The following is a 20,806-nucleotide window of genomic DNA, read 5'->3' as shown; positions in this document are numbered from 1 at the left end:
TCAGGGGTTCTCGAGTCAGTGGAGTGCGGCGCAGAAGGCAGCGGCGTTGCGGGTGATTTCCGACCAGCGGGCGTTCTCGACGTCGGAAGGTGCCACCACCGACGTGCCGGCCGTCACGGCAAGGGCGCCTGCGGCAAGGAAGTCGGCCGCGTTGTCGGCGTTGACACCGCCGGAGGGCACGAGCGGGACGTTCGGGAAAGGACCATGCAGATCCGAGAGGTATGACGGGCCGACCGCGCGTGCGGGGAAGATCTTCACGACGTCGGCACCGAGTTCGACCGCGGTCATCACCTCGCTGGGTGTCAGCGCACCGAGCACGACCGCGGCCCCGGACCGGTGTGCAGCCTCGACGATCTCGTCGGCGTGCGGCCCGAGCCCGGGAGTGACGATGAACTGGGCACCCGCCGCGACGGCCGCCTGCGCCTGCTCGCCGGTGGTCACGGTGCCGGCGCCCACGAACGCGCCGGTCCGGGACGCCGCCTCGGCCGCGGTACGCAGCAGGTCGGTCAATCCTGGTGTGGTGAAAGTCAATTCGAGGACGCGTATGCCGCCGGCCGACAGCGCGTCGGTCAGCGCGACCACGTCGTCGATCCGGGGTGCCCGCACGATCGACAGGACTCGATCCTTCGCGAGGGCCTCCAGCACCTGCGTCGCCATTTCACTCACAGCGGTTTCGTCCCTTCATCGGTCCGGCGCAATGCGCGCCCTGGAAGTTGGTCGGTGCGTTGTCCGGTCTCGATCACGGCGCGGCCGTTGACGAAGACCCAGTCGATGCCGTCGGCCTGCTGCCGCGGCTGCTCGAAGGTCGCGGTGTCGTTCACCCGGTCGGGGTCGAAGAGGACGAGGTCCGCGGCATACCCCTCGCGCACCAGCCCGCGGCGGTCCAGCCGGAGCCGCGCGGCAGGCCGCCCGGTCAGATGGTGCACACAGTCGACCAGGTCGAGCACGCCCAGCTCGCGCACGTAGCGCGCGAGAAAACGCGGGAAGGTGCCCCAGGCACGAGGATGCGGGCGATCCCCGACGAGGATCGCGTCGGAGCCGCCGCAGTGGGTGCGATGCGCCATGATCGCCTGCACGTTCTCCTCGTGGCCGACGTGCTGCAGGATGGTGGTCGCGAGCTTGTCCCGGACCAGCAGGTCGAAGAACACGTCGGTGGCGAGTTCCCCTGAGGCTGCCGCGATTTCGGCGATCGTGCGGCCCACTCGGTCGGCGAGGTCCGGGTTGCCGACGCCGCTGATCTGGATGGTCCGCCAGTCGGTGACGCAGCCGTGGCAACCGTCGGTGCCGACGTGCTCGATCTCATGCCCGATGCGATCCCGCGCCGTCGGGTCCTGCAGTCGCCGCAACAACTCGTCCGGACCGCCGGTGGTCGCCCAACTCGGCAGGATCGCGCTCAATGTCGTCGAGCCCGGCAGGTAGGGATAGGTGTCCAGCGTGATGTCGGCCCCGTCGTCGAGCGCGTCGTCGATCAGTTGCAGCAACTCGCCCGCGCGGCCTTTGTTGGGCTCGAAATTCATCGTCGCGTGGGTCAGGTGCAGGGCGCAGCCCGCGGCGCGGCATACCTCGATCATTTCCTCGTATGCCGCGAGCGCCCCGGCGCCATACGAACGATGGTGTGGGCTGTAGTAGCCACCGCGCGCGGCCACCACCCGCAGCAGGGCGACGAGCTCGTCGTCATCGGCGAACATGCCTGGTGGGTATGTCAATCCGCTGCTCATGCCGACCGCGCCCTGGTCTAGCCCGACCGAGAGCAGCGTCTCCATCTGCTGCAGCTGATCGGGTGTGGCGCGCACGTCGTCGGACCCGACGACCATCAACCGCAGGGTGCCCTGTGGCACCAAATACGCTGCGTTGCAGGCGATTCCGTGATCCAGCCGGTTCAGGTACTCCCCCACGGTGTCCCAGTCGTATGCGAATCCGGCCGGGTCACCGTTCCAGCCGGCGATCTGCCGGCGCAACGTGTCTCGCGACGGGCCGTCGATGGGTGCGAACGACAGACCGTCCTGGCCGAGCACCTCCAGCGTGACGCCTTGGCTCACCTTGGCCGTGTGATCGGGTTGCGCCAAGATCTGGATGTCCGAGTGCGCGTGCATGTCGATGAATCCCGGTGACAACACTCGCCTTTCGGCATCGATGACCCGGTGAGCGACATACCCGCGCGCCGTGTCGCGGTGGATCCCGGTGATCACGCCGCCCTCGACGGTCACGTCGGCGTCGTATGCCGGGCCACCGGTGCCATCGATCACCAGCGCGTCCCGGATCAGCAGGTCAGCAGCGATGACGTCGCCCTCAGAACCAGGTCCGCACGAGGTCGATCACGACCGGGTCATCGGAGTCGGCGTCGTCCAGGACGGGCAACAAAACCCATTTGTCGAGCGCGGTGCACGGGTGAGACGGGCCGAGCCGCAGCTCGTCACCGATCCGGACAGGTGCGGGTGCGTCGACGTCCCACCTCAGGAAGCCGTGCTGGTCGTTGAGCGCGGTGACGGTGAGACCGTGCAGGTCCTGCACGTGCTCACCGACCGTGCGCGGCCGCAGGCGCTGCACCTCGGGAAGGCCTTCGTCGAAGGACAGGTCGCGCCGACCGGCGTCGAAGATCGCGAGACCCGGCTCGGGTTGCGACGACACCCGCACCCAGGCGTGCATCGCCGAGTGCAGCGTCGGCCCATCGGTGCGCGGGTGGTCGCCGAGTGGCGAAATGCGACGGTAGAAACCGTCGTCGTGAATGATGTAGGCGCCACTGCGCAGCACCACCCGAACACCGTCGTCGACCAGCGGCCGCAGCACCTCGTCGACGACGTCGAAGTAGGCGCTGCCGCCGGCGGAGACCACCGGCGTGACGCCGTCGGGATAGCGGCCGGCAGCGACGATCTCCTGGTGCACTTCGACCAGGTCGCGCAGGTATGACGCCACGACATCCCGCGCCTGCTGGTCTGCCGTGTGCGCCATCGCCCCCTCATAACCGGCGACACCGGCAAGCATGAGGTATGGCGAATCCGCCACGGCCGCAGCGATTTCCAAGGAGGTCGCGAGGTCGCGTGCACCCGTCCGGCCACCGGCTCCACCCTGCTCCACCAAGACGCGCAACTGAGGCCTGGCCCCCACCTCGGCGACATGCGCCGCGAGCGCTTCGTGCATGAGCTGCACAGTCCGCACGGCGTCCGCCCACACGTAGATCTCGTCATCCGGGTGCGCCGCCAGCTCGTCGACGATCCAGCGCAGCGACAGTGGGGAGATCACCGCATTGGCAACCATCACCCGCTCCACGCCGAATGCCCTCGCGACCGCGAGTTGCGGAAGGTTGGCGACGGTGATCGCCCACGAACCGGCATCGAGCTGCTCCGCCCAGAGCGACGGAGCCATCGTCGTCTTCCCATGCGGCGCGAGGTCGAATCCCCTTGCAGCGCACCAGGCTGAGAGTGCATCGACGTTGTGGTCGAGGGCCGGTCGCGACAGCGTGAGCAACGGCGTCGGCAGCTCGGACAGTCGAGGCCGTCGGGCTCGGATCTCCGCGACCGTCATACCCCACAACGCCGGCGGCATCCCTTTGTGTCGCCAGTCGACGCGCTCGTCGGACAGTGCCTCCAAAGCCGCGCGATTCATGCCTGCCTCTCACCGTTGCGTATTTTGCAACGTTCGTTGCATAATGTGGCCGGTCATGTGTAGCATCGCTGCCAACACATCGTCAAGGGTTCCACGGGAAGGTGCTTCACGGTGGCGACGAACGTCTCGGATCGCGTGCTGTGCCTGGGTGAAGCAATGGTCATGCTGCGCCCGCACGAGCGAGGCGGGCTCGCGCAGTCCGACCTGTTGCACCGTTCGGTGGGAGGCGCCGAGGCGAATGTCGCAGGCGCGTTGGTCGCCCTCGGCATACCGACCTGCTGGGTGTCCCGGCTCGGGCGCGACCCGTTCGGCGACTTCGTCGAACGTGACCTGGGGACGCGTGGAGTCACGGTCCTCGCCGAGCGGGACGACGAGCGGCCGACCGGCGTCTATCTCAAGGACTCCGGACCCGCCGGAAGCCGGATGTACTACTACCGCAACGGATCTGCGGCCGCGGCCATGGACGCTCGGCTGCTCGACGAGCCTTCGGTCGCAACCGCGCTGAGCGACTGCGACATCGTGCACACCTCAGGGATCACAGCGGGCATCCTGGCCTCGGACGGTGACCTGCTGGAGGGTCTGATCACCGCTCGGGGCAGCCACGGCTTCACGCTCAGCGTCGACCTCAACTGGCGCCCTGCACTCTGGCGCGGCCGGGAGCCGCACGGCCTGCTTGCGCTCCTGCACGCCGCCGACATCGTGCTGCTCGGCGCCGACGAAGCGGAGACGGCTCTCGGCGTGAGCTCCCCGAAGGCGCTGCGCGACCTCATCGGCCCGCGGGCTCGCATCGTCCTGAAGTCCGACGCGCACGTCGCCCGGGAGTTCGCTCCGGACGGCACCACGACGACGGTCCGTGCCCTACGGGTCGAAGTCGTCGAGCCGGTCGGCGCCGGCGACGGGTTCGCCGCCGGTTACCTCGCCGGCTTGCTGTCGGGGTATGACGCAGTGACGCGCCTCCGGCTCGGGCATCTCAGCGCCGCCTGTGTCCTCGCCGAGCCGGGCGACCACGCCCGACACCTGCCCGGTCCCACCGTCCGGCAAGCCCTGGTCACGGCCACCGACGCCGACTGGGAACATACGTCAGTGAGCAGCCGCGGCATCGATTCCCCTGTCCTGCAGGCAGTTCGGGGCACGCGATGAGCCAGAGCCTGGCACGCGCGTTACAACTTCTGGAGCGTCTGGCCGATGGCGGGCAGTCACTCGACGAGCTCGCGCAGTCCCTGGAGGTCCACAAGACGACCGTGCTGCGCCTCCTGCGAACTATGGAGGACGACCGGTTCGTCCGGCGCGACGACAACCACCGCTACTTCCTCGGCTCGCGGCTCTTCGAGCTCGGCACCACTGCGTTGGAACAACGTACGATTCGCGACATCGCGCTACCCCACCTGGAGAGCCTCGGACGACAGACAGGCGGGCAAGCTGTCCACCTCGCGGCATACGAGAGCGGGCGTGCGGTCTACATCGCGAAGGTCGAGAGCACCAGCTCGGTGCGGATGTATTCGCGGGTCGGTCTGGTCGCACCCTGCACGCGACAGCCGTCGGCAAGGTGCTGACCTGCGAGCTGCCGGAGCGACAACTGGCAACCGCCTTGACTGCCAACGACTTTCAGCCGTTCACCGAACGAACCATCACGACGCCGGATGCCTATCGCGCCGAGCTGGCGAAGGTGCGGGCCCAGGGTTGGTCGGAGGACTCGGCCGAGCACGAGGACTTCATCAACTGCGTCGCCGCACCCATCCGGGACAGCGCCGGCCGCATCATCGCCGCTGCATCCGTCTCGGTGCCGGATGTCATCCTGAGCCGGGACGAGGTGCACGACCTGCTTCCCGCGCTGCAACAAACCACGGCTGCCATCGCGGCCGACTGGGCCAGCACAACAGAAAGGACCTGACATGCCCGCACAGCAGATCAAGACCGACAAGGCGCCGATCCCGGCCGCGCCCTATTCGCAAGGTGTCGTCAAGAACGGCATCGTCCAGACCTCCGGCCAGACCGGCGTCGACCCGGCGACGGGTGCGCTTGCGGAGGGCCTCGCGGCTCAAACCGCTCAGACCTTCGCCAACCTCGAAGCCATCCTGAGCGCCGGCGGCGCGTCCTGGGACGACGTCATCTCGATGTGCGTCTACCTGACCGAGCCCGAGCACTTCGCCGAGATGAACGCCGCCTACGAGACATACCTACGTGACCGCCTTGGCGCGGACGCGGTGCTCCCCTGCCGGACGACGATCATGGTCACCCTCGCCAACCCGGACCTCCTCGTCGAGATCGACGCCATGGCCGTCTTGGGCTGACCTCCCGGCCCCGACACCCTTCTCGCCGAGAGGACACCCGATCACCGAGGGGACACCCAATTTCGGGCGAAATCGGCCGAATCGGCTGTCCTCTCGGTGCATCGCCTGTCCTGTCGGTATGGAAGGTCGGTATGACGGGGGCGCGCCGCCTGAGCCCGGCGCGTCAGACGCCGGCCGGGCGCGCGGAACCCCTGTGGATAACTTCTGCGAGCCAACGCCGGAAGTGCGACCCTCGGGCGTCATGAGCGTGGCACCGAGTGACCCAAACCTGACCGTCGCGGAGTTGGAGGCGCATCGCCGCGAACGAAGCGAGCACGTGATGCGGCTGCGAACCCTTGTGCGGTCCGTTTCCGCTGCTCGATTGGCCGCCTTCGAGCTATCCGTCGGCGATGGTCCCGGCCAACTGGTGAGATTGCGGCAAGCCGCCTATACGAGCGGGATCGGCGACCTCGGTCCGGAAGACGTGCTGATCGTGAAAGCGTGCATGGTGCAGCAGGCCGCTGCTCGACCTCTGGTGTTCTCACGCGGCACATCCGAAGCCGTCTGGGCCGCGCCGGCCATCGGAACCCGCACTGAACTCGTCGAATACGTCATGCCACCAGGGGCGCGGGGCCGGAGCGCCGATGTGCGTCGCCGACGGACCGGCTTGTTGCCCGAGTACGTGGAGATCGGTGGCTTGCTGGTGACGGCATACGAACGAATGGTCGTTGATCACACCCGCCAAGCCCGGCTGGCATCAGGAATATCAGTGTGCGACAACGCACTTCACCTCGGCCTGACCACTCGTGAAGCCCTGCTCGCCGAGCACGACAAGGTCCCCAAAGGTCGCCGAGGTCGGAGTATGGCGCAGCTCGCCATACATCTCGCCGACGCCCGGGCCGAGTCGCCGCTCGAGTCGTTGAGCCGGACGCGCATGTTTCAGGCCAGCCTGCCAATGCCGGATTTGCAAAAGAGGTTTTACGACAGAGACGAATTCATCGGACGCACCGACTTCTACTGGCCAACGCTCGGCCTCGTCGGAGAATGCGACGGCGATTTGAAATACGCTGTGTCACAAGAAGATTCGGGACAAATTGCAGTCGATGCACTGATGCAGGAGAAGAACCGAGAAGAGCGACTTCGACGCCACTCCGACGTCGATGACATCGCGCGGTGGAACTGGGCCGAAGCGCTGGCGCCCGGTCGCTTGCACGAGGTGCTCGGCGCGCATCACCTCCGATCGGTGCTGGTCGGTGGCTGGCCCGTCCCCGACGGCCCACTCCCGAAGCGCGCATTCGTCTGCTGACTCCAACCAGCTCCGCCTGGACCGTCGACGACATCCCCCACCAAACCGGCCGCCCTCCTTCCCCAAGCGCCCTCCTTTGCCGAGAGGACACCGAATTATCGAGAGGACAGGCGATATGGCCGATTTCGGCCTTGTTTCGGCCTGAATCGGGTGTCCTCTCGGCAATCGGGTGTCCTCTCGGTTAGAGGGGTGGTCGGATCCGCCGTGGGCGAAGGGTCAGCTCATCGAGGACAGCGCGGGTATGCCGGAGTCGGCCACCGTCTTGCCCTCGGTCACGCTGTGGGTGGTCTCCACCTGGACGCCGCCACCGGGCAGCACGTCCTTGATGCGCTGCGACACGACCGTGGTCACGCCGTCGCCGCGCATGCTGACGCCATACAGTGCATCGGCGACCTCCATGGTGCGCTTCTGGTGCGTGATGACGATCAGCTGGCTGGAGTCGCGCAGTTCCTCGAAGAGGGTGATCAGTCGGCCGAGGTTGGCGTCGTCGAGCGCCGCCTCGACCTCGTCCATGATGTAGAACGGGCTCGGGCGCGCCTTGAAGATCGCGACCAGCAACGCCACTGCGACCAAAGACCTTTCGCCACCGGACAGCAGCGACAGCCGCTTGATCTTCTTGCCGGGCGGCCGGGCCTCGACCTCGATGCCGGTCGTGAGCATGTTGCTCGGGTCGGTCAGCGTGATGCGCCCCTCCCCGCCGGGGAAGAGTCGGCTGAAGACTCCCTCGAACTCGCGAGCGGTGTCCTCGAACGCATCGCTGAACGCCTGCTCCACCCGCTTGTCGACCTCGGCGACGATGGACAGCAGGTCTTCCTTGGACTTCCGCAGGTCCTCCAGCTGCTCGGTCAGGAATTTGTGCCGCTCCTCCAGAGCCGCAAACTCTTCCAGCGCAAGGGGATTGACCCGACCGAGCTGGCTGAGCTTGCGCTCCGCGGAGCGCAGTCGCTTCTCCTGGACGTCGCGCACGAACGAGACCGGTTCAGGGAGGTTGTCCGGGTCGTCGTCAGGGCCGGGCACATGCGGGATGAGTTGGTGCGGACCGAACTCCTCTACCAGCACGTCGGGATCGATGCCGTGCTCTTCGACCGCCTTCGTCTGCAGGGTCTCGATCCGCAGCCGCTGTTGCGCACGGGCGATCTCGTCGCGGTGCACGCTGTCGGTCAGCTCGCGCAGCTCGTCGCCGACGGCGCTGACTCGAGTCCGCTCCTCCTTGAGTGCCGTGTCCAGCTCGCCCTTGATCCGGTCGGCTGCTGTACGGCGCTGGGCTGCGACCTCGAGCAACTGCGCCACGACACCGACGGCGTGTCCGGCACCGGTCTGCACCGCAGCAGCAACCCGTGCCTCAAGCACGCGACGCTCACGGCGAGCACGAGCCCGCTCGCGAGCTTCGATCTCCGAACGCGCAGCAGACTCAAGGGATTTCGCACGGTCGGCCAGCGACTTGGCCCGCTCCTCGCGGGTACGCAACGACAGGCGCTGCTCGGTCTCGGCGCTGCGAGCGGCTGCCGCATCCGCGGCCAGCCGGTCACGCTCGTCGGTGGTCGGCTCCTCCTCGGAGGGCTCTTCGAGCGCGGCCGCGAGTCGCTGCTCAAGGTCCGCCAACTCCTCGTGCCCAGCGGCCAACTGCTTCTCGGCTTCGGCGTGCTGGAGTTGGAGTCGCTCACGCTCGGCCCGGGCGCCACGCATGACCTGGCCGAGCTGGCTGAGCTGCTCGGCGACGGCCGACATACGCGCGTCGGACTCGTTGAGTCGCTCCAGCGCCGCATCGACGTCAGCACTGAGCTCGACGGCCTTGGCACGGGCGTCCTCGGCGGCGAACTGCGCCTTCTCCCGCCGGTGCGTGGCCTGCTCCACCCGCTCACGGGTCTCGTCGACCGCGGACTGGATCTCGAGCAGACTGGGTGCTCCCGCGGAACCACCCCGGACGTAGCCTGCGGCATACACGTCGCCGTCGGCTGTGACTGCTGTGACCCGATCACCAAGAGCAGCAACGGTTTTCGCAATGTCGACGGAGTCGACGAGTGCGACCCGGTCGAGCAGCGCCTCCACCGTCGGCTGTATGTCGGCCGGCGCACCGACCACCTCGCGAGCCCATCGGGCGCCGCTCGGCAACGTCGGCCACGAGTCGGTCGACTCCGGTGCCGCCCCGCGGAACAGCATGCCTGCACGGCCGGCATCGTCGGCCCGCAATGTGTCAACCGCCGAAGCGGCCTGGTCGAACGACTCGGCGACGACGGCATCGGCCGCCCAGCCGAGCGCGGCAGCGATCGCAGCTTCGTGACCGGCTTCGACCGAGACCAGCTCGGACACCGATCCGCGAAGTCCGCTGGCACCCTCGGCACCGAGCAGGTGCGCTGCGCCGTCCTTACGACGCAGGCCCAACTCGAGTGCTTCCAGGCGAGCCTGCTGGCCGGTGCGTTCGCGTTCGGCGGTGCGCTCGTCCTCGCGGGCAGCCTCGAAGGCCTCCTTGACCTTGTCGAGCTTCGCTTGCGCTTCTTCGTATGCCGTGTCGAGGTCTTCCTCGCCGGCTTCGTCCTGGGCGATGGTGGCCTCGAGAGCCGCGAATTCCCTTTCGGCGCGCGTGGATCGCTCGACGACCTCCGCCATACTCGCGGTGAGGCGGCCGAGCTCGGACTCGCGTGCCTCCGAGCGGCTACGGCGAGCGCCGACCTGCCCCTCGAGCTTCGCGAGGCCCTCGCGACGGTCCGCGGCAGCGCGGGCCAGCTTGGTCAGTCGCTGTTGCTCGGCCTGGTGCGCCTGCTCGAGGTCGGCCCGTCGCGACGTTGCCTGCTCCAGCGCGACCTGCGCCTGGGCGATCTGCTGCTGCAACTCGTCGTGCTCGTCGCGAACCTTCGCGGCTTGTTGCTGCAACTGCTCGGGGCTGCGACCGGATCGGGACTCCTCGTGTTCGTCGTCCTCGGACAGCAGCCGCACCCGCTCGGCGGCCAGCGTCGCGGTCGCCTCGATGCGCTCCTTGAGGGACGACAGCCCGAACCACTGTTCCTGCGTCTTGGTCAGCGCCGGCGAGATCTGCGCGGCCTCGTGCTCGAGCTGCTCGAGGCGCGATTTCGCTGCGGCCAAAGACTTTTCGACCGATTGCTGGCGCTCGAGCAGCGCAGTCTCGTCGGCAACCTCCTGCTCCAGGTTGCTGGTCAGCTGGGCCAGGTCGTCGGCGAGCAGTCGCAGTCGGGCGTCGCGCACGTCGGATTGGATGGTCGCAGCCTTGCGAGCGGTCTCGGCCTGGCGACCGAGCGGTCCGAGCTGGCGGCGGATCTCGGTGGTGAGGTCTGTGACGCGGGCGAGGTTGGTCTCCATCGCGTCGAGCTTGCGCAGCGCGCGCTCCTTGCGCTTGCGGTGCTTGAGCACGCCGGCGGCCTCTTCTATGAAACCGCGTCGCTCCTCAGGTGTCGCGCGCAGCACGGCATCCAGCTGCCCCTGCCCGACGATGACGTGCATCTCGCGGCCGATGCCGGAGTCGGACAGCAACTCCTGGATGTCGAGCAGTCGGCAGGAGGTGCCGTTGATGGCGTATTCGGAGCCGCCGCCCTTGAACATCGTGCGGCTGATCGTCACCTCGGTGTAGTCGATCGGCAGCGCACCGTCGGAGTTGTCGATCGTCAGCGTCACTTCGGCGCGGCCGAGCGGCGCACGCCCGGTCGTCCCGGCGAAGATGACGTCTTCCATCTTGCCGCCGCGCAGGCTCTTGGCGCCCTGCTCCCCCATCACCCACGCGAGTGCGTCGACGACGTTGGACTTACCGGAGCCGTTCGGCCCCACGATGCAGGTGATGCCCGGCTCGAGCTTCATCGAGGTCGCCGAGGCGAAGGACTTGAAGCCCTTCAGGGTCAGGCTCTTGACGTACACGAGCGGGCGAGCTCCTCTGCGGCGCTGGTATGGCGATCGCGGCCACTCTACTTGGCGCCGCACCTGGACCCGCGCAATGACGGGCCCTGGGACGTCAGGTCAGCGAGAGCTTCAGACCCGCGTGGCTGTGCACGAAACCCAGCGACTCATAAAAATGTATGGCGCCCTCCCGCTGCAGGTCGCTCGTGAGCTGCACCAGCACGGCACCCTCTCGCCGAGCCAGGTCGATCACGAACGTGAAGAACGCCCGGCCGACACCCTGGCCGCGCAGAGCTTCCGAGACCCGCACCGCCTCGATCTGCGCCCGCAGCGCACCGCCACGCGACAGGCTACGGACGAAGCCGAGTTGCAGTGTGCCGACGACGGCTTCCTGTTCGTCCAGGAGCACCAGCAGATGCTCGGTCGGGTCTGCGTCGAGCGCAGCGAACGCCTCGTCGTACACATCGGTCACGCCGGACTCGCGATCCCGACCGAGGATGTCGTTCGCGAGCAACGCCACGATCGCGGGTACTTGCTCCGTGGTGGCTTCCGCGACCCGGACACCCGGCACCCCGGGCAGCGGGCCGAGGTCCAGCGTCATACCGCCGCGCGATCGGTGAAGACGATCGGGTCGCCGTCGGTGATCGCGATCGTGTGCTCGGAGTGCGCACCGCGCGAGCCGTCGGCCGAGCGCAGCGTCCAGCCGTCGGGGTCGGTGTAGATCTCGTCGGTGTCGCGCATGAACCACGGCTCGATGGCGATGACCAGACCGGGCTGCAGCTTCATGCCGCGCCCACCGCGACCGTCGTTGGCGACGTGCGGGTCGCCGTGCATGGTCCGCCCGACGCCGTGTCCGCCGAACTGGGTGTTGACCGAGTAGCCCGCCGCATGCGCGACATCGCCGATCGTCGCGGAGATGTCGCCGAGTTTGTTGCCGGAGCGGGCAACCTCGATGGCGGCCGCGAGCGCCTCCTCGGTCGTCTTGATGATCCGCAGGTCCTCGGGGTCCTGCTGGCCGACGACGACCGACAGTGCGGAGTCCGAGACCCAGCCGTCGACACTTGCCGCGAAGTCGACCGAGAGCAGGTCACCGTCCCGCAGCTTGTAGTCGTGCGGCAGACCGTGCAGCACCGCGTCGTTGACGCTGGTGCACAGCACCTTGCCGAACGGCATAGCGCCGAAGCTGGGGTGATAATCGATGTAGCACGACTCGGCGCCCACGTCGCGAATCATCTTGTGCGCCAACGCATCCAGCTCCAGCAGGTTGACGCCGACGTCTGCGGCGTCACGCAAGGCAGTCAGCACGGACGCGACGAAACGCCCGGCAGGCCGCATGGCCTCGATCTCGGCGGGAGTCTTGAGTTCGATCACCAGGACACCGTATGCCGAGCAACGGCCGGGTGCTGCATCGAGACCGAGGGATACCCTGGAGTTGGGAACGGACGAGGCTGCCGAACCTGCTGGATCACCTGCTCCACGCGGCAACCTTCGGGCCGACCCGTGAGGTGATCGAGATGGTTCTGCTCGGCGTCCTACTTGTCCTGGTCGGCATTGCCGTTCTTGTCCTCGAGGCGCACCTCACCACTGCGGGCGTGCTGGGTGTCGCCGGGACGTTGTCCACGGCGACCGGCGTCGGGTTGATCCTCGCGTCCACCGGCGCACCACTGTGGGTGACCATCCCGATCGCGGCGCTCATGGCGATCGCCGGGATGGTGACCTTGATGGTGATCGCGCGCGAGGTGATCGTTGCGGGCAGCCAGGAGATCCAGACCGGCCCCGAGGCGCTGATCGGCCAGAAGGCCGTCGTCAGTTCGTGGTCCGGGCGCGAGGGTCACGTCACGGTTGCCGGCGTGCTGTGGCACGCGGAACCGGCATACGGCTGGGAGGACCCACTGCCCGCTCCCGGTGACACCGTTGTGGTGTCCGAACTCGACGGGTTGTCGGTGTCGGTGCGCCGGCCGCACGCATGGGAGGTGAAGCCGGTATGGAAGCCATCATCACTCTCGTTGTAATCCTCGGATTCATCCTGGTCGCGTTGCTCGGATCGTCGGTCCGGATCCTGCGCGAATACGAACGCGGGGTGATCTTCCGACTCGGCCGACTGGTGACGCTGAAGGAGCCGGGACTCGCCTTGCTGATCCCGGTCGTCGACCGCATGGTGCGGGTCGACCTGCGCATCGTGACCCTCAATGTGCCCGCGCAGGACATCATCACCCGCGACAACGTGCCGGTCCGTGTCACGGCCGTGGCCTACTTCCGGGTGATGGACGCCAACCATGCAATCGTCGAGGTCGAGAACTTCCTGGCGGCGACGACCCAGATCGCGCAGACGTCACTGCGCGCCGTGCTCGGCAAGGCCGAGCTGGACACCCTGCTGTCCGAGCGGGAGCGGCTGAACGAGGATCTGCAGAAGGTCATCGACCAGCAGACCGAGCCATGGGGTGTGAAGGTGTCGGTCGTCGAGATCAAGGACGTCGAGATCCCCGGGAGCATGCAACGCGCCATCGCCCGGCAGGCCGAGGCCGAACGCGAGCGCCGCGCGAAGGTCATCAACGCCGAGGGCGAGTTCCAGGCGTCGGCACAACTTGCGAACGCGGCGGACGTGATGAGCCGTAACCCGACCGCCCTCCAGTTGCGCTATCTGCAGACGCTGGTCGAGATCGGTGGCACCAGCAAGTCTTCGGTCGTCATACCGCTGCCGCTGGACGTGATGCAGCCGCTGTTGAACCAGCTCAACGGTCATGCTGCAGCCCAGCCCGGGAACCCCTCAGTCCACGAGGCGGATGAGGAACAAAACCGGCAGCACGATCAGGACTCCGAGCAGCGACCACCCGACGAAGACACCGCCGACCTTGCGGGCGTGGCGGATACCCAGCCACGAGACGGCGATGGAGGCGGCGATGAGCACTAGCACCGTCACGATCAGCACCGTCGCGTGTCCCGGGCGGCAGATCCACCGGTGACTGATAGGCCCTGTCGGTCCGACACAACTGGCATTCATGACAGAGCCGAACGCCGTGATCGGTCCGACCAAGATCCCGAAGAGGATCAGCAGCACGCCCACAACGCGGGCGACGAGTTCGTCCACCCACCGCAGGACGCGTTCCCCTGAGATCGACTCCCGCCCCACGACCATGCCCGAGTATGGCGCGAAAGCCCCTCACCCGCACGACCTTTCGACAGTCGCACGTAGTTGTATGGCGCCATGCACTTCTACCGCCCGGCCGAAGGTCACCGGCTCGCCCACGACCCGTTCAACTCGATCGTCGCGCCACGACCCATCGGCTGGATCGGGACGGTCGACCCGGAAGGCAGGCGCAACCTGGCGCCATACAGCTTCTTCAACGCACTGCACTACCGCCCGCCGCTGGTCGGCTTCTCCAGCAACGGCTGGAAGGGCAGCGTCGCAAACTGTGATGCCACAAGGGAATTCACCTGGAACCTGGTCACGCGCGAGCTCGCCGAGAAGATGAACGCCACCTCCACCACGCACGACGTGGACGAGTTCGAGGTGGCCGGTCTCGAGGCGGCGGCGTCCACCGAGATCAACGCCCCGCGGGTCGCAGCGTCGCCGGTCAACTTCGAGTGCCGGGTGACGCAGCTCGTGCCGCTGCAGTCGGCACAGGGCGCGGCCGTCGGGAGTTGGTTCGTGGTGGGCGAGGTGGTCGGCATACACATCGACGAGCGGCTCCTCGAGAGCGGCGTCTTCGACACGCTCGCCGCGGATCCGTTGCTGCGTGCAGGCGGCCCGACGACCTACTTCGGCATCACCGCCGACACACAGTTGGACCTGCGCCGCCCCGAGTGAACCCGGGTGACCTGCCAGTAACCGGCCCGGCGAGATGACGCGTCAACGGCGACGTAGCCTTGATCTCGTGACTGTCGCACCTGAAGGCCGCAAGATGCTGCGCGTCGAGGCGCGCAACGCCGAGACTCCTATCGAGCGCAAGCCGGCCTGGATCCGCACCACTGCCAAGATGGGCCCGGCATACACCGAGCTGCACCAGATGGTGAAGACCCAGGGCCTGCACACGGTGTGCCAGGAAGCCGGCTGTCCCAACATCTTCGAATGTTGGGAGGACCGCGAGGCGACGTTCCTCATCGGCGGCGACGTCTGCACCCGCCGCTGCGACTTCTGCGACATCGCTACCGGGCGCCCCACCGAGCTGGACCTGGACGAGCCGCGTCGCGTCGCGGAGTCCATCCGCGAGATGAACCTGCGCTACTGCACGGTGACCGGCGTCGCCCGCGACGACCAGCCCGACGGTGCTGCCGGGCTGTATGCCGAGACGATCCGGCAGATCCACGCCCTGAACCCCAACACCGGTGTGGAGATCCTGCCCCCGGACTTCGGCGCCAAGCCGGAGCTGGTCGGCCAGGTCTTCGACGCGCGGCCGGAGGTGTTCGCGCACAACCTGGAGACGGTGCCGCGCATCTTCAAGCGCATCCGGCCCGCGTTCACCTACGACAAGTCGTTGCGGGTGCTCACGATGGCCAAGGAGGCCGGGCTGATCACCAAGTCCAACCTGATCCTCGGCATGGGCGAGGAGGATCACGAGGTCGAAGAGGCGATCGGCGACCTGCACGACGCCGGCTGCGACATCCTCACGATCACGCAATACCTGCGCCCCTCCCCCAAGCACCACCCGATCGACCGCTGGGTGAAGCCGGAGGAGTTCGTGCACTGGTCCGACGTGGCGACCGACATGGGCTTCCTCGGCGTGATGGCCGGGCCGCTGGTGCGTTCGTCATACCGCGCCGGGAAGCTGTATGCCGGGGCGATGGCCAAGCTCGGTCGTGAGCTGCCGGAGCACCTGATCCACCTGGCGGCAGCTTCCTCGTCGCCTGCGCGCCAGGAGGCCGCCGCCCTCGTGGAGCGGGCCGCCGCTGCCACTGCCTGACCGAGTTCCTCGTCAGCCCGCCGGAGAGTCCGCGTCCCGGTCACGTACTCGAGCAACCGCCTCGGCTCGGCTGCTGACCCGCAGCTTGACGAGAATCGCCGACACGTTGTTGCGCACGGTTTTGACCGACAAGAACAGCCCGGCGGCGATCTGCTCGTTGCTGCGTCCGCGGCCGAGCAACTCGAGCACCTCGGCTTCGCGTCGAGTGAGCTCGGGAAAGGCGGACGACGGCGGCGCAAGCCCGGCACGAAGACCGCTCGCCACTTGCGCGGACACCACGACGTCACCGTGTGCCACGGCATCGATGGCCCTCGCGACCTCGGCGTGGCCGGCACCCTTCAGCAAGTAGCCACGGGCCCCGGCCCGCAGCGCCGCGACCAGGGTCGCGTCGTCAGCAACCATCGTGAGTACAAGTACGCCGAGCTGCGGGCGCGACCGGGTGATCGTCCGGGTTGCCTCGACTCCGGTCATCCCCGGCAAGTGCAGATCCATCACCACCAGGTCCGGCTGCTCGGTGTCGACCAGGGCCACCGCTTCCTCACCCGTCTCCGCCTCGATGACGTCGTGGGACAGCTCAGTCAGCAGCAGGCGCATCCCATCGCGCACCACCGGGTGATCGTCACAGAGCAGGATCTTCATGTCGCTGCCCCGTCGTGTCGCGGAATCTCAGCAACGATAGTGGTGCCCGACGGGCCCGATGTCACGTGCAACGTGCCGCCGAGTTCGGTGGCACGCTCGCGCATGCTGCCCATTCCGACGCCGGCAGTCGCGTCCGCAGCAATACCGCACCCGTCATCGGCGACCTCGAGTATGACGCGCTCCGCGACGACTCCGAGCCGGACGTCGACCCGGGTTGCGTCCGCGTGTCGCACTGCGTTGTTGAGGGCTTCGGTCGCGATCCGATAGACCGCGAGTTCGACTGCGGCCGAAAGGGATAGCGGACCGGCGGCGGTCACCCGGACATCGGCGCCGGATTGCAGAGCAAGATCGGCGCCGACCTCGGCGAGCGCGCCGTCGAGGCCGAGTTCGTCCAGTCCGACCGGCTGCAGGTCGTCAATGACCCGCCGCATTCCGGTTACCGCATCGACACTCAGTTGCTGGATGCGTTCCACCAGCGCGGGCACCGGCGCCGGGTCGCTGCCGGCGCGCAGGCCGACCACGTCGGCGTGCGTGGCGATCGCGGACAACAGCGGCCCGATGCCGTCATGGAGGTCACGACGCACCCGGCGGCGTTCCTCTTCCCGGGCGATGACCGCCGCTTCCCGGGACCGCTGCAGGTCGGCGACGTGCTGCCGCGCTGCGACGACGGCGGCCAATGGGCCGGCGAGATCCTGCACGAGCGAGCGGTCGCGCGCGGTGAGCAGGTCGCGGGGCCCACGCGCCGCGACGCGCAGTGAGCCGCAGTCGATCCCCAAGTGCACCAACGGAACCGCGGTGATGAGGTCGTCATCGAGCCATGGGGGCCGACCGCCGGCAACGGTCGGAGGCGTTGACGCTGTCCGCACCTCGACCCACCCCACCCGCAAGGCGACGCGCAGCCGCTCAATGCCGAGCCGGAGCGCTTCGTCGGGATCGGAGGACGCGCTGAGCACATGGCCCAGGTCGGCGATCGCCGGGCCAGGGGTGTCGCGTTCGCCATACACCCAGCGCCCGACGACTCGTTGCAAGCCGGCCCGCGCCGGTTGAAAAGCGAGCGCTACCAGACCAACTGCGATGATGGACTCGGGTAGTCGTGCCGTGCGGTCGAGCACGTTGGCGACCGCCTGCACGATCAGCACATAGCCGCCGAGAACGAACGCGGTGAGCCCGAGGAAGACCAGCGACCGCCGTACCACGAACTCGACGTTGTAGAGCCGGTGCCGCAGCAGGGCGACGGCGATCGACGCCGGGATCAGTGGCGTCACCACGAGCTGGATCACGTAACCCCACTGCTGGGCGAGTCCCGCGACGGCGAGCGCCGGAATCGTCATCCAGACCGCCACCACGACGGGCGCGAGTTGCCGACGGCGCTCCCCGGTCGACGCGAGTAGATTGCGCGTCAGCCCGGTGACGGCCACCAATCCACTGGTCACCACGACGAGGCCACCGCCCACGAACAACAGGTCGGACACCGGTGTGGCGAGCGGATTCGCCACGCTGGCAGTCGGATTCAGCTCGAGACGGGATGCGGTCGCCAGGCCGGCGGCCATGATCGCCATACCGACGACCCCGAGGCGTCCGGCCCAGACCCGCGACCCGGCCGGGCCGTCGGGGAACCAGGCCGGCAGCACCGTTATCGGGACGAATGTAGAGGCGACCCAGGCCCAACTCCCCACCCAGGCCGCAAAGGCGGACTCCGGCCGCCCCGGGTCGAGGGCTACCGCGCCCGCCGCAACGGCTGTCGCTGCGGCGACCGAGACAACGAGGAACGGGACGACGAACCGCCTCGAGGAGGCGTGGCGGGCGAGCAGAGCCCCGAGAGCGGCCCACACCGTGGCCGTGAAGGCGTCCTCAACGGCGTGCCCGGACAATGCGCCGGAGGAATCCTGGACCAGGGTCATCACCAACCCGGCGACGGCCAGCAGGCCGCTGACGCAGGCGACAGTGCCGGCCGCCGCAGGTGGCCGGAACCGTCGGTTCAGTGGCAACACGCTCATCTCAGGACAAGCGTGCTCCTGCCGGGACCGCGTCCGGGACGCTTTCGGGCAACTCGCTGCCCCAGACGATCAGGCCCAGGGCGACCAAGGCGACCGTGAACGGCGCCTGGGTGAGGGCGACGACATACCCACGACCGGCGAACGCACCGGCAAGGACCACCCCAGCGGCCAAGGTGATCGGCAACCAGGTCGGCACCCGGCCGGTGCGCCAGAGTCCGGCCGCGAGGAGCAGGCCACCGAGCGCGAAAGCGGGGATCGACCAGAAGCCGATCGGAATGCCGATCAGCCCCGCGCCGAGGTCCCCCACAATCCGGCGACCGGTCGCCGGGTCAGCGCCGGGTGCAGTCGCTCCCCAGCCGACGTAGCCCTCGACGGCCTGGCTGACCGCGTTGGAGAACGTCGCGACTCCGAACAAGGTCGTTGCCACGAGCACGAGACGCGCGCCTCGGTTCGAATCACGGAAGTGCAGCGCGATGCCTACTACGGCGGGCACCAGGAGAAAGGCGCCGGCGCTGGTGAGCAGTCTGGCCGCCATCAACCGATCCCGGTGCTCGACCATGCCGGCGAAAGCGGGGCCGAGTTCGTCGGGCAGCGACGGCAACAGCGCCTGGCCGGCGAGGAACAGGAGTGCTCCGGCGATGGTGGCGGCGGCGAGGTAGGCGGAGCGGATTGTCATGAGTGCCTCCAGGAGGTGTCGAACTGATCCACTCAGCCTTGGGCGCGCTCGTCCCGTGCGTCAGGGGCACGAGTCCCGGCTTTCCGGGAGCTTTCTCCTCGCCCGCCCGGGCGTCTTTCGCGAGTGGCTGCCGAACTCGTGGAGCACGGCGGCGCTGACATATCCTGATAGGTATGTCGACGCAGCCCGAGAAGAAGTCCCGTTTCTCCCGTAAGCCCAAGGACCCGGACAATCCCGGGCGGCTGTCGCAGTTCAAGACGCTCTATCAGGCGTCGGTCAAGCAGAACCCCAAGATCCCGCTGTGGATGGCGCTGACGTTCGTCGTCACGCTGCTGGTGTTCATGGTCCTGCTGCACTTCGTCTTCAGCAGCTGGATCTACACCGCGATCCTCGGTGCGATCTTCGGCCTGCTCGCCACGGTCATCGTGTTCGGCCGGCTGGCCGAACGTGCGGCATACGGCTCAATGGAGGGCAAGGCCGGCGGCACCGGCGCAGCGCTGCAGTCGCTGAAGCGTGGCTGGACCTACGACCAGGAGCCGGTCGCGGCTGAAGCCGGTCGGGCCCGCAAGATGTCCGAGCTTTCCAACGCTGCCATGGTCTTTCGCGCCATCGGTAAGCCGGGTGTAGTGCTCATCGGCGAAGGCCCGAGCGGGGCGTCGCGCAAGTTGCTGGAGTCCGAGCGCAAGCGGGTCAGCCGCGTCGCCGGCCCGGAAGTGCCCGTCCACGTGCTGCGCGTTGGCGCGGGCGAGGACACCGTCAAGCTCGCCGTTCTCGCCAAGACGATGAAGGGCCTCGACAAGAAGCTCACCGACGCCGAGGTCCAGGCCGTCACCAAGCGACTGCGTGCGCTCGGCGCGACGAAACCGCCGATCCCCAAGGGTGTCGACCCCCGCAACGCTCCGCGCATGGACCGCAAGGCGATGCGCGGGCGCTGAGCCCTTACCTCCAAGGCCGGTCACGCACTCGCGTGGCCGGCCTTCGTCGTCGTCTTGAGGAGTAGTCCACTCTCGACAGTGCACTCGCGGTCGTTCTGGATCGGTTGGAACGACCTTTATTGCACTCTCGGTGGAGCAGGACGGGCTCGGTCGGCGCGAGGAATCAGCGGGCGCGGCGGAGCACCGTGCCGGCGAACCGGTCGTGCATTCCGCGGCCGTCCTTGTCCCAGATCACAGCCGGCACGAAGACGCACAGCAGCACGCTGCGGATCAGCGCGGCCAGCGGTCCGGCCGGTGCACCCGAGACCTTGGCGACGTGCATGCCCATGATGCGGTGGCCGAGCGTCGAGCCGAGTGTGCCTACCAGCAGGACGTTTTCGACGAAGAAGACCGCGAGCGGCGTCCAGCTGTTCCCGCCTCCGCCGAAGTGGTAGCCGAAGAATCCGGCGGCGATCACCGAGCACACGAGCCAGTCGATGATGACGGCGATGACGCGCGGTCCGAGCCGGGCCATCGACCCGGGACCTTCGGCGGGCATCCCGAGGGCGGCGCCCGCGTGAGCCACGTCCGGTTCGGGCGAAGGCTGGTTACTCGTCACGACCGTCCAGCCTAGTGCGGCGCCCCTGCTGTCTCATC

The 20,806-nt window shown here is 68.0% G+C and carries 18 protein-coding genes and 1 pseudogene; 9 read left to right on the top strand and 10 right to left on the bottom strand.

What is annotated here, in order from left to right; all coding sequences use genetic code 11:
* Nucleotides 1–15: 15 nt before the first annotated feature.
* Genes ACFQDH_RS13485 through ACFQDH_RS13475 form a run of 3 tightly spaced genes read right to left on the bottom strand, consistent with a single transcriptional unit; the run spans nucleotide 16 to nucleotide 3,603 of the window.
* Nucleotides 16–657 (bottom strand): bifunctional 4-hydroxy-2-oxoglutarate aldolase/2-dehydro-3-deoxy-phosphogluconate aldolase, encoded by a 642-nt coding sequence (locus ACFQDH_RS13485; RefSeq protein ID WP_382402113.1) that lies wholly within the window; start codon nucleotides 655–657, stop codon nucleotides 16–18.
* Between the two features lie 5 nt (nucleotides 658–662).
* The gene (locus ACFQDH_RS13480; RefSeq protein ID WP_382402111.1) at nucleotides 663–2,246 is read right to left on the bottom strand and encodes an N-acyl-D-amino-acid deacylase family protein; all 1,584 of its coding nucleotides are present in this window, start codon (nucleotides 2,244–2,246) and stop codon (nucleotides 663–665) included.
* Nucleotides 2,247–2,289: 43 nt separating this feature from the next.
* A complete protein-coding gene (locus ACFQDH_RS13475; RefSeq protein WP_382402110.1) occupies nucleotides 2,290–3,603 on the bottom strand; it encodes a type III PLP-dependent enzyme domain-containing protein in 1,314 nt (437 codons plus the stop codon).
* 111 nt (nucleotides 3,604–3,714) lie between these two features.
* Between ACFQDH_RS13475 and ACFQDH_RS13470 the strand changes: the two genes are divergently transcribed.
* The 4 genes and pseudogenes from ACFQDH_RS13470 (at nucleotide 3,715) to ACFQDH_RS13450 (ending at nucleotide 7,179) form a co-directional block, all read left to right on the top strand.
* Nucleotides 3,715–4,743: a sugar kinase gene (locus ACFQDH_RS13470; RefSeq protein ID WP_382402108.1), complete on the top strand. Its 1,029-nt coding sequence runs from the start codon at nucleotides 3,715–3,717 to the stop codon at nucleotides 4,741–4,743.
* Nucleotides 4,740–5,494, top strand: a pseudogene (locus ACFQDH_RS23920) (IclR family transcriptional regulator). Before ACFQDH_RS13470 ends, ACFQDH_RS23920 begins: the two are co-directional and overlap by 4 nt.
* 1 nt (nucleotide 5,495) lies before the next feature.
* Nucleotides 5,496–5,894 (top strand): RidA family protein, encoded by a 399-nt coding sequence (locus tag ACFQDH_RS13455; RefSeq protein ID WP_382402101.1) that lies wholly within the window; start codon nucleotides 5,496–5,498, stop codon nucleotides 5,892–5,894.
* Nucleotides 5,895–6,135: 241 nt separating this feature from the next.
* On the top strand, nucleotides 6,136–7,179 hold the full coding sequence (locus ACFQDH_RS13450) for a hypothetical protein (protein WP_382402099.1): 1,044 nt from the start codon (nucleotides 6,136–6,138) through the stop codon (nucleotides 7,177–7,179).
* Nucleotides 7,180–7,395: 216 nt separating this feature from the next.
* Here the strand turns inward: ACFQDH_RS13450 and smc are convergent, their stop codons facing one another.
* The 3 genes from smc to map all read right to left on the bottom strand — a co-directional run bounded on the left by smc (nucleotide 7,396) and on the right by map (nucleotide 12,393).
* Complete coding sequence (smc, locus tag ACFQDH_RS13445) at nucleotides 7,396–11,043, bottom strand: chromosome segregation protein SMC (RefSeq protein ID WP_382402097.1); 3,648 nt, start codon at nucleotides 11,041–11,043, stop codon at nucleotides 7,396–7,398.
* Between the two features lie 94 nt (nucleotides 11,044–11,137).
* Nucleotides 11,138–11,623: a GNAT family N-acetyltransferase gene (locus ACFQDH_RS13440; protein WP_382402095.1), complete on the bottom strand. Its 486-nt coding sequence runs from the start codon at nucleotides 11,621–11,623 to the stop codon at nucleotides 11,138–11,140.
* The gene (map, locus tag ACFQDH_RS13435) at nucleotides 11,620–12,393 is read right to left on the bottom strand and encodes a type I methionyl aminopeptidase (RefSeq protein WP_382402093.1); all 774 of its coding nucleotides are present in this window, start codon (nucleotides 12,391–12,393) and stop codon (nucleotides 11,620–11,622) included. The genes ACFQDH_RS13440 and map overlap by 4 nt, the downstream gene beginning before the upstream one ends.
* 11 nt (nucleotides 12,394–12,404) lie before the next feature.
* On the opposite strand from map, the gene ACFQDH_RS13430 reads away from it, so the two are divergent.
* The 4 genes from ACFQDH_RS13430 to lipA all read left to right on the top strand — a co-directional run bounded on the left by ACFQDH_RS13430 (nucleotide 12,405) and on the right by lipA (nucleotide 15,923).
* Nucleotides 12,405–13,034, top strand: a complete 630-nt coding sequence (locus tag ACFQDH_RS13430; RefSeq protein ID WP_382402091.1) for an NfeD family protein — start codon at nucleotides 12,405–12,407, stop codon at nucleotides 13,032–13,034.
* Complete coding sequence (locus tag ACFQDH_RS13425) at nucleotides 13,007–13,933, top strand: slipin family protein (RefSeq protein ID WP_382402089.1); 927 nt, start codon at nucleotides 13,007–13,009, stop codon at nucleotides 13,931–13,933. Before ACFQDH_RS13430 ends, ACFQDH_RS13425 begins: the two co-directional genes overlap by 28 nt.
* A gap of 294 nt (nucleotides 13,934–14,227) precedes the next feature.
* The gene (locus ACFQDH_RS13420; protein ID WP_382402087.1) at nucleotides 14,228–14,830 is read left to right on the top strand and encodes a flavin reductase family protein; all 603 of its coding nucleotides are present in this window, start codon (nucleotides 14,228–14,230) and stop codon (nucleotides 14,828–14,830) included.
* 67 nt (nucleotides 14,831–14,897) lie between these two features.
* Nucleotides 14,898–15,923: a lipoyl synthase gene (lipA, locus tag ACFQDH_RS13415; RefSeq protein ID WP_382402084.1), complete on the top strand. Its 1,026-nt coding sequence runs from the start codon at nucleotides 14,898–14,900 to the stop codon at nucleotides 15,921–15,923.
* Between the two features lie 12 nt (nucleotides 15,924–15,935).
* Here the strand turns inward: lipA and ACFQDH_RS13410 are convergent, their stop codons facing one another.
* From ACFQDH_RS13410 to ACFQDH_RS13400, 3 genes are read right to left on the bottom strand one after another with little or no spacing between them, the layout of a single operon-like run.
* A complete protein-coding gene (locus tag ACFQDH_RS13410; RefSeq protein WP_382402082.1) occupies nucleotides 15,936–16,562 on the bottom strand; it encodes a response regulator in 627 nt (208 codons plus the stop codon).
* Nucleotides 16,559–18,559 carry a sensor histidine kinase gene (locus ACFQDH_RS13405; protein WP_382402080.1) on the bottom strand — a complete coding sequence of 667 codons (2,001 nt, stop codon included), beginning with the start codon at nucleotides 18,557–18,559 and terminating at the stop codon, nucleotides 16,559–16,561. Before ACFQDH_RS13405 ends, ACFQDH_RS13410 begins: the two co-directional genes overlap by 4 nt.
* 1 nt (nucleotide 18,560) lies before the next feature.
* Nucleotides 18,561–19,235 carry a hypothetical protein gene (locus ACFQDH_RS13400; RefSeq protein WP_382402078.1) on the bottom strand — a complete coding sequence of 225 codons (675 nt, stop codon included), beginning with the start codon at nucleotides 19,233–19,235 and terminating at the stop codon, nucleotides 18,561–18,563.
* 173 nt (nucleotides 19,236–19,408) lie between these two features.
* Between ACFQDH_RS13400 and ACFQDH_RS13395 the strand changes: the two genes are divergently transcribed.
* A complete protein-coding gene (locus tag ACFQDH_RS13395; protein WP_382402076.1) occupies nucleotides 19,409–20,170 on the top strand; it encodes a DUF4191 domain-containing protein in 762 nt (253 codons plus the stop codon).
* Nucleotides 20,171–20,333: 163 nt separating this feature from the next.
* On the opposite strand, the gene ACFQDH_RS13390 is transcribed toward ACFQDH_RS13395, so the two are convergent.
* Nucleotides 20,334–20,768, bottom strand: a complete 435-nt coding sequence (locus ACFQDH_RS13390; protein ID WP_382402074.1) for an RDD family protein — start codon at nucleotides 20,766–20,768, stop codon at nucleotides 20,334–20,336.
* Nucleotides 20,769–20,806: the final 38 nt, after the last annotated feature.

The organism is Flexivirga alba (assembly GCF_042661025.1).
Taxonomy (GTDB): domain Bacteria; phylum Actinomycetota; class Actinomycetes; order Actinomycetales; family Dermatophilaceae; genus Flexivirga; species Flexivirga alba.
Note: the sequence above shows the minus strand (reverse complement) of the source record. Positions and strands in the feature narration are given on the sequence as shown.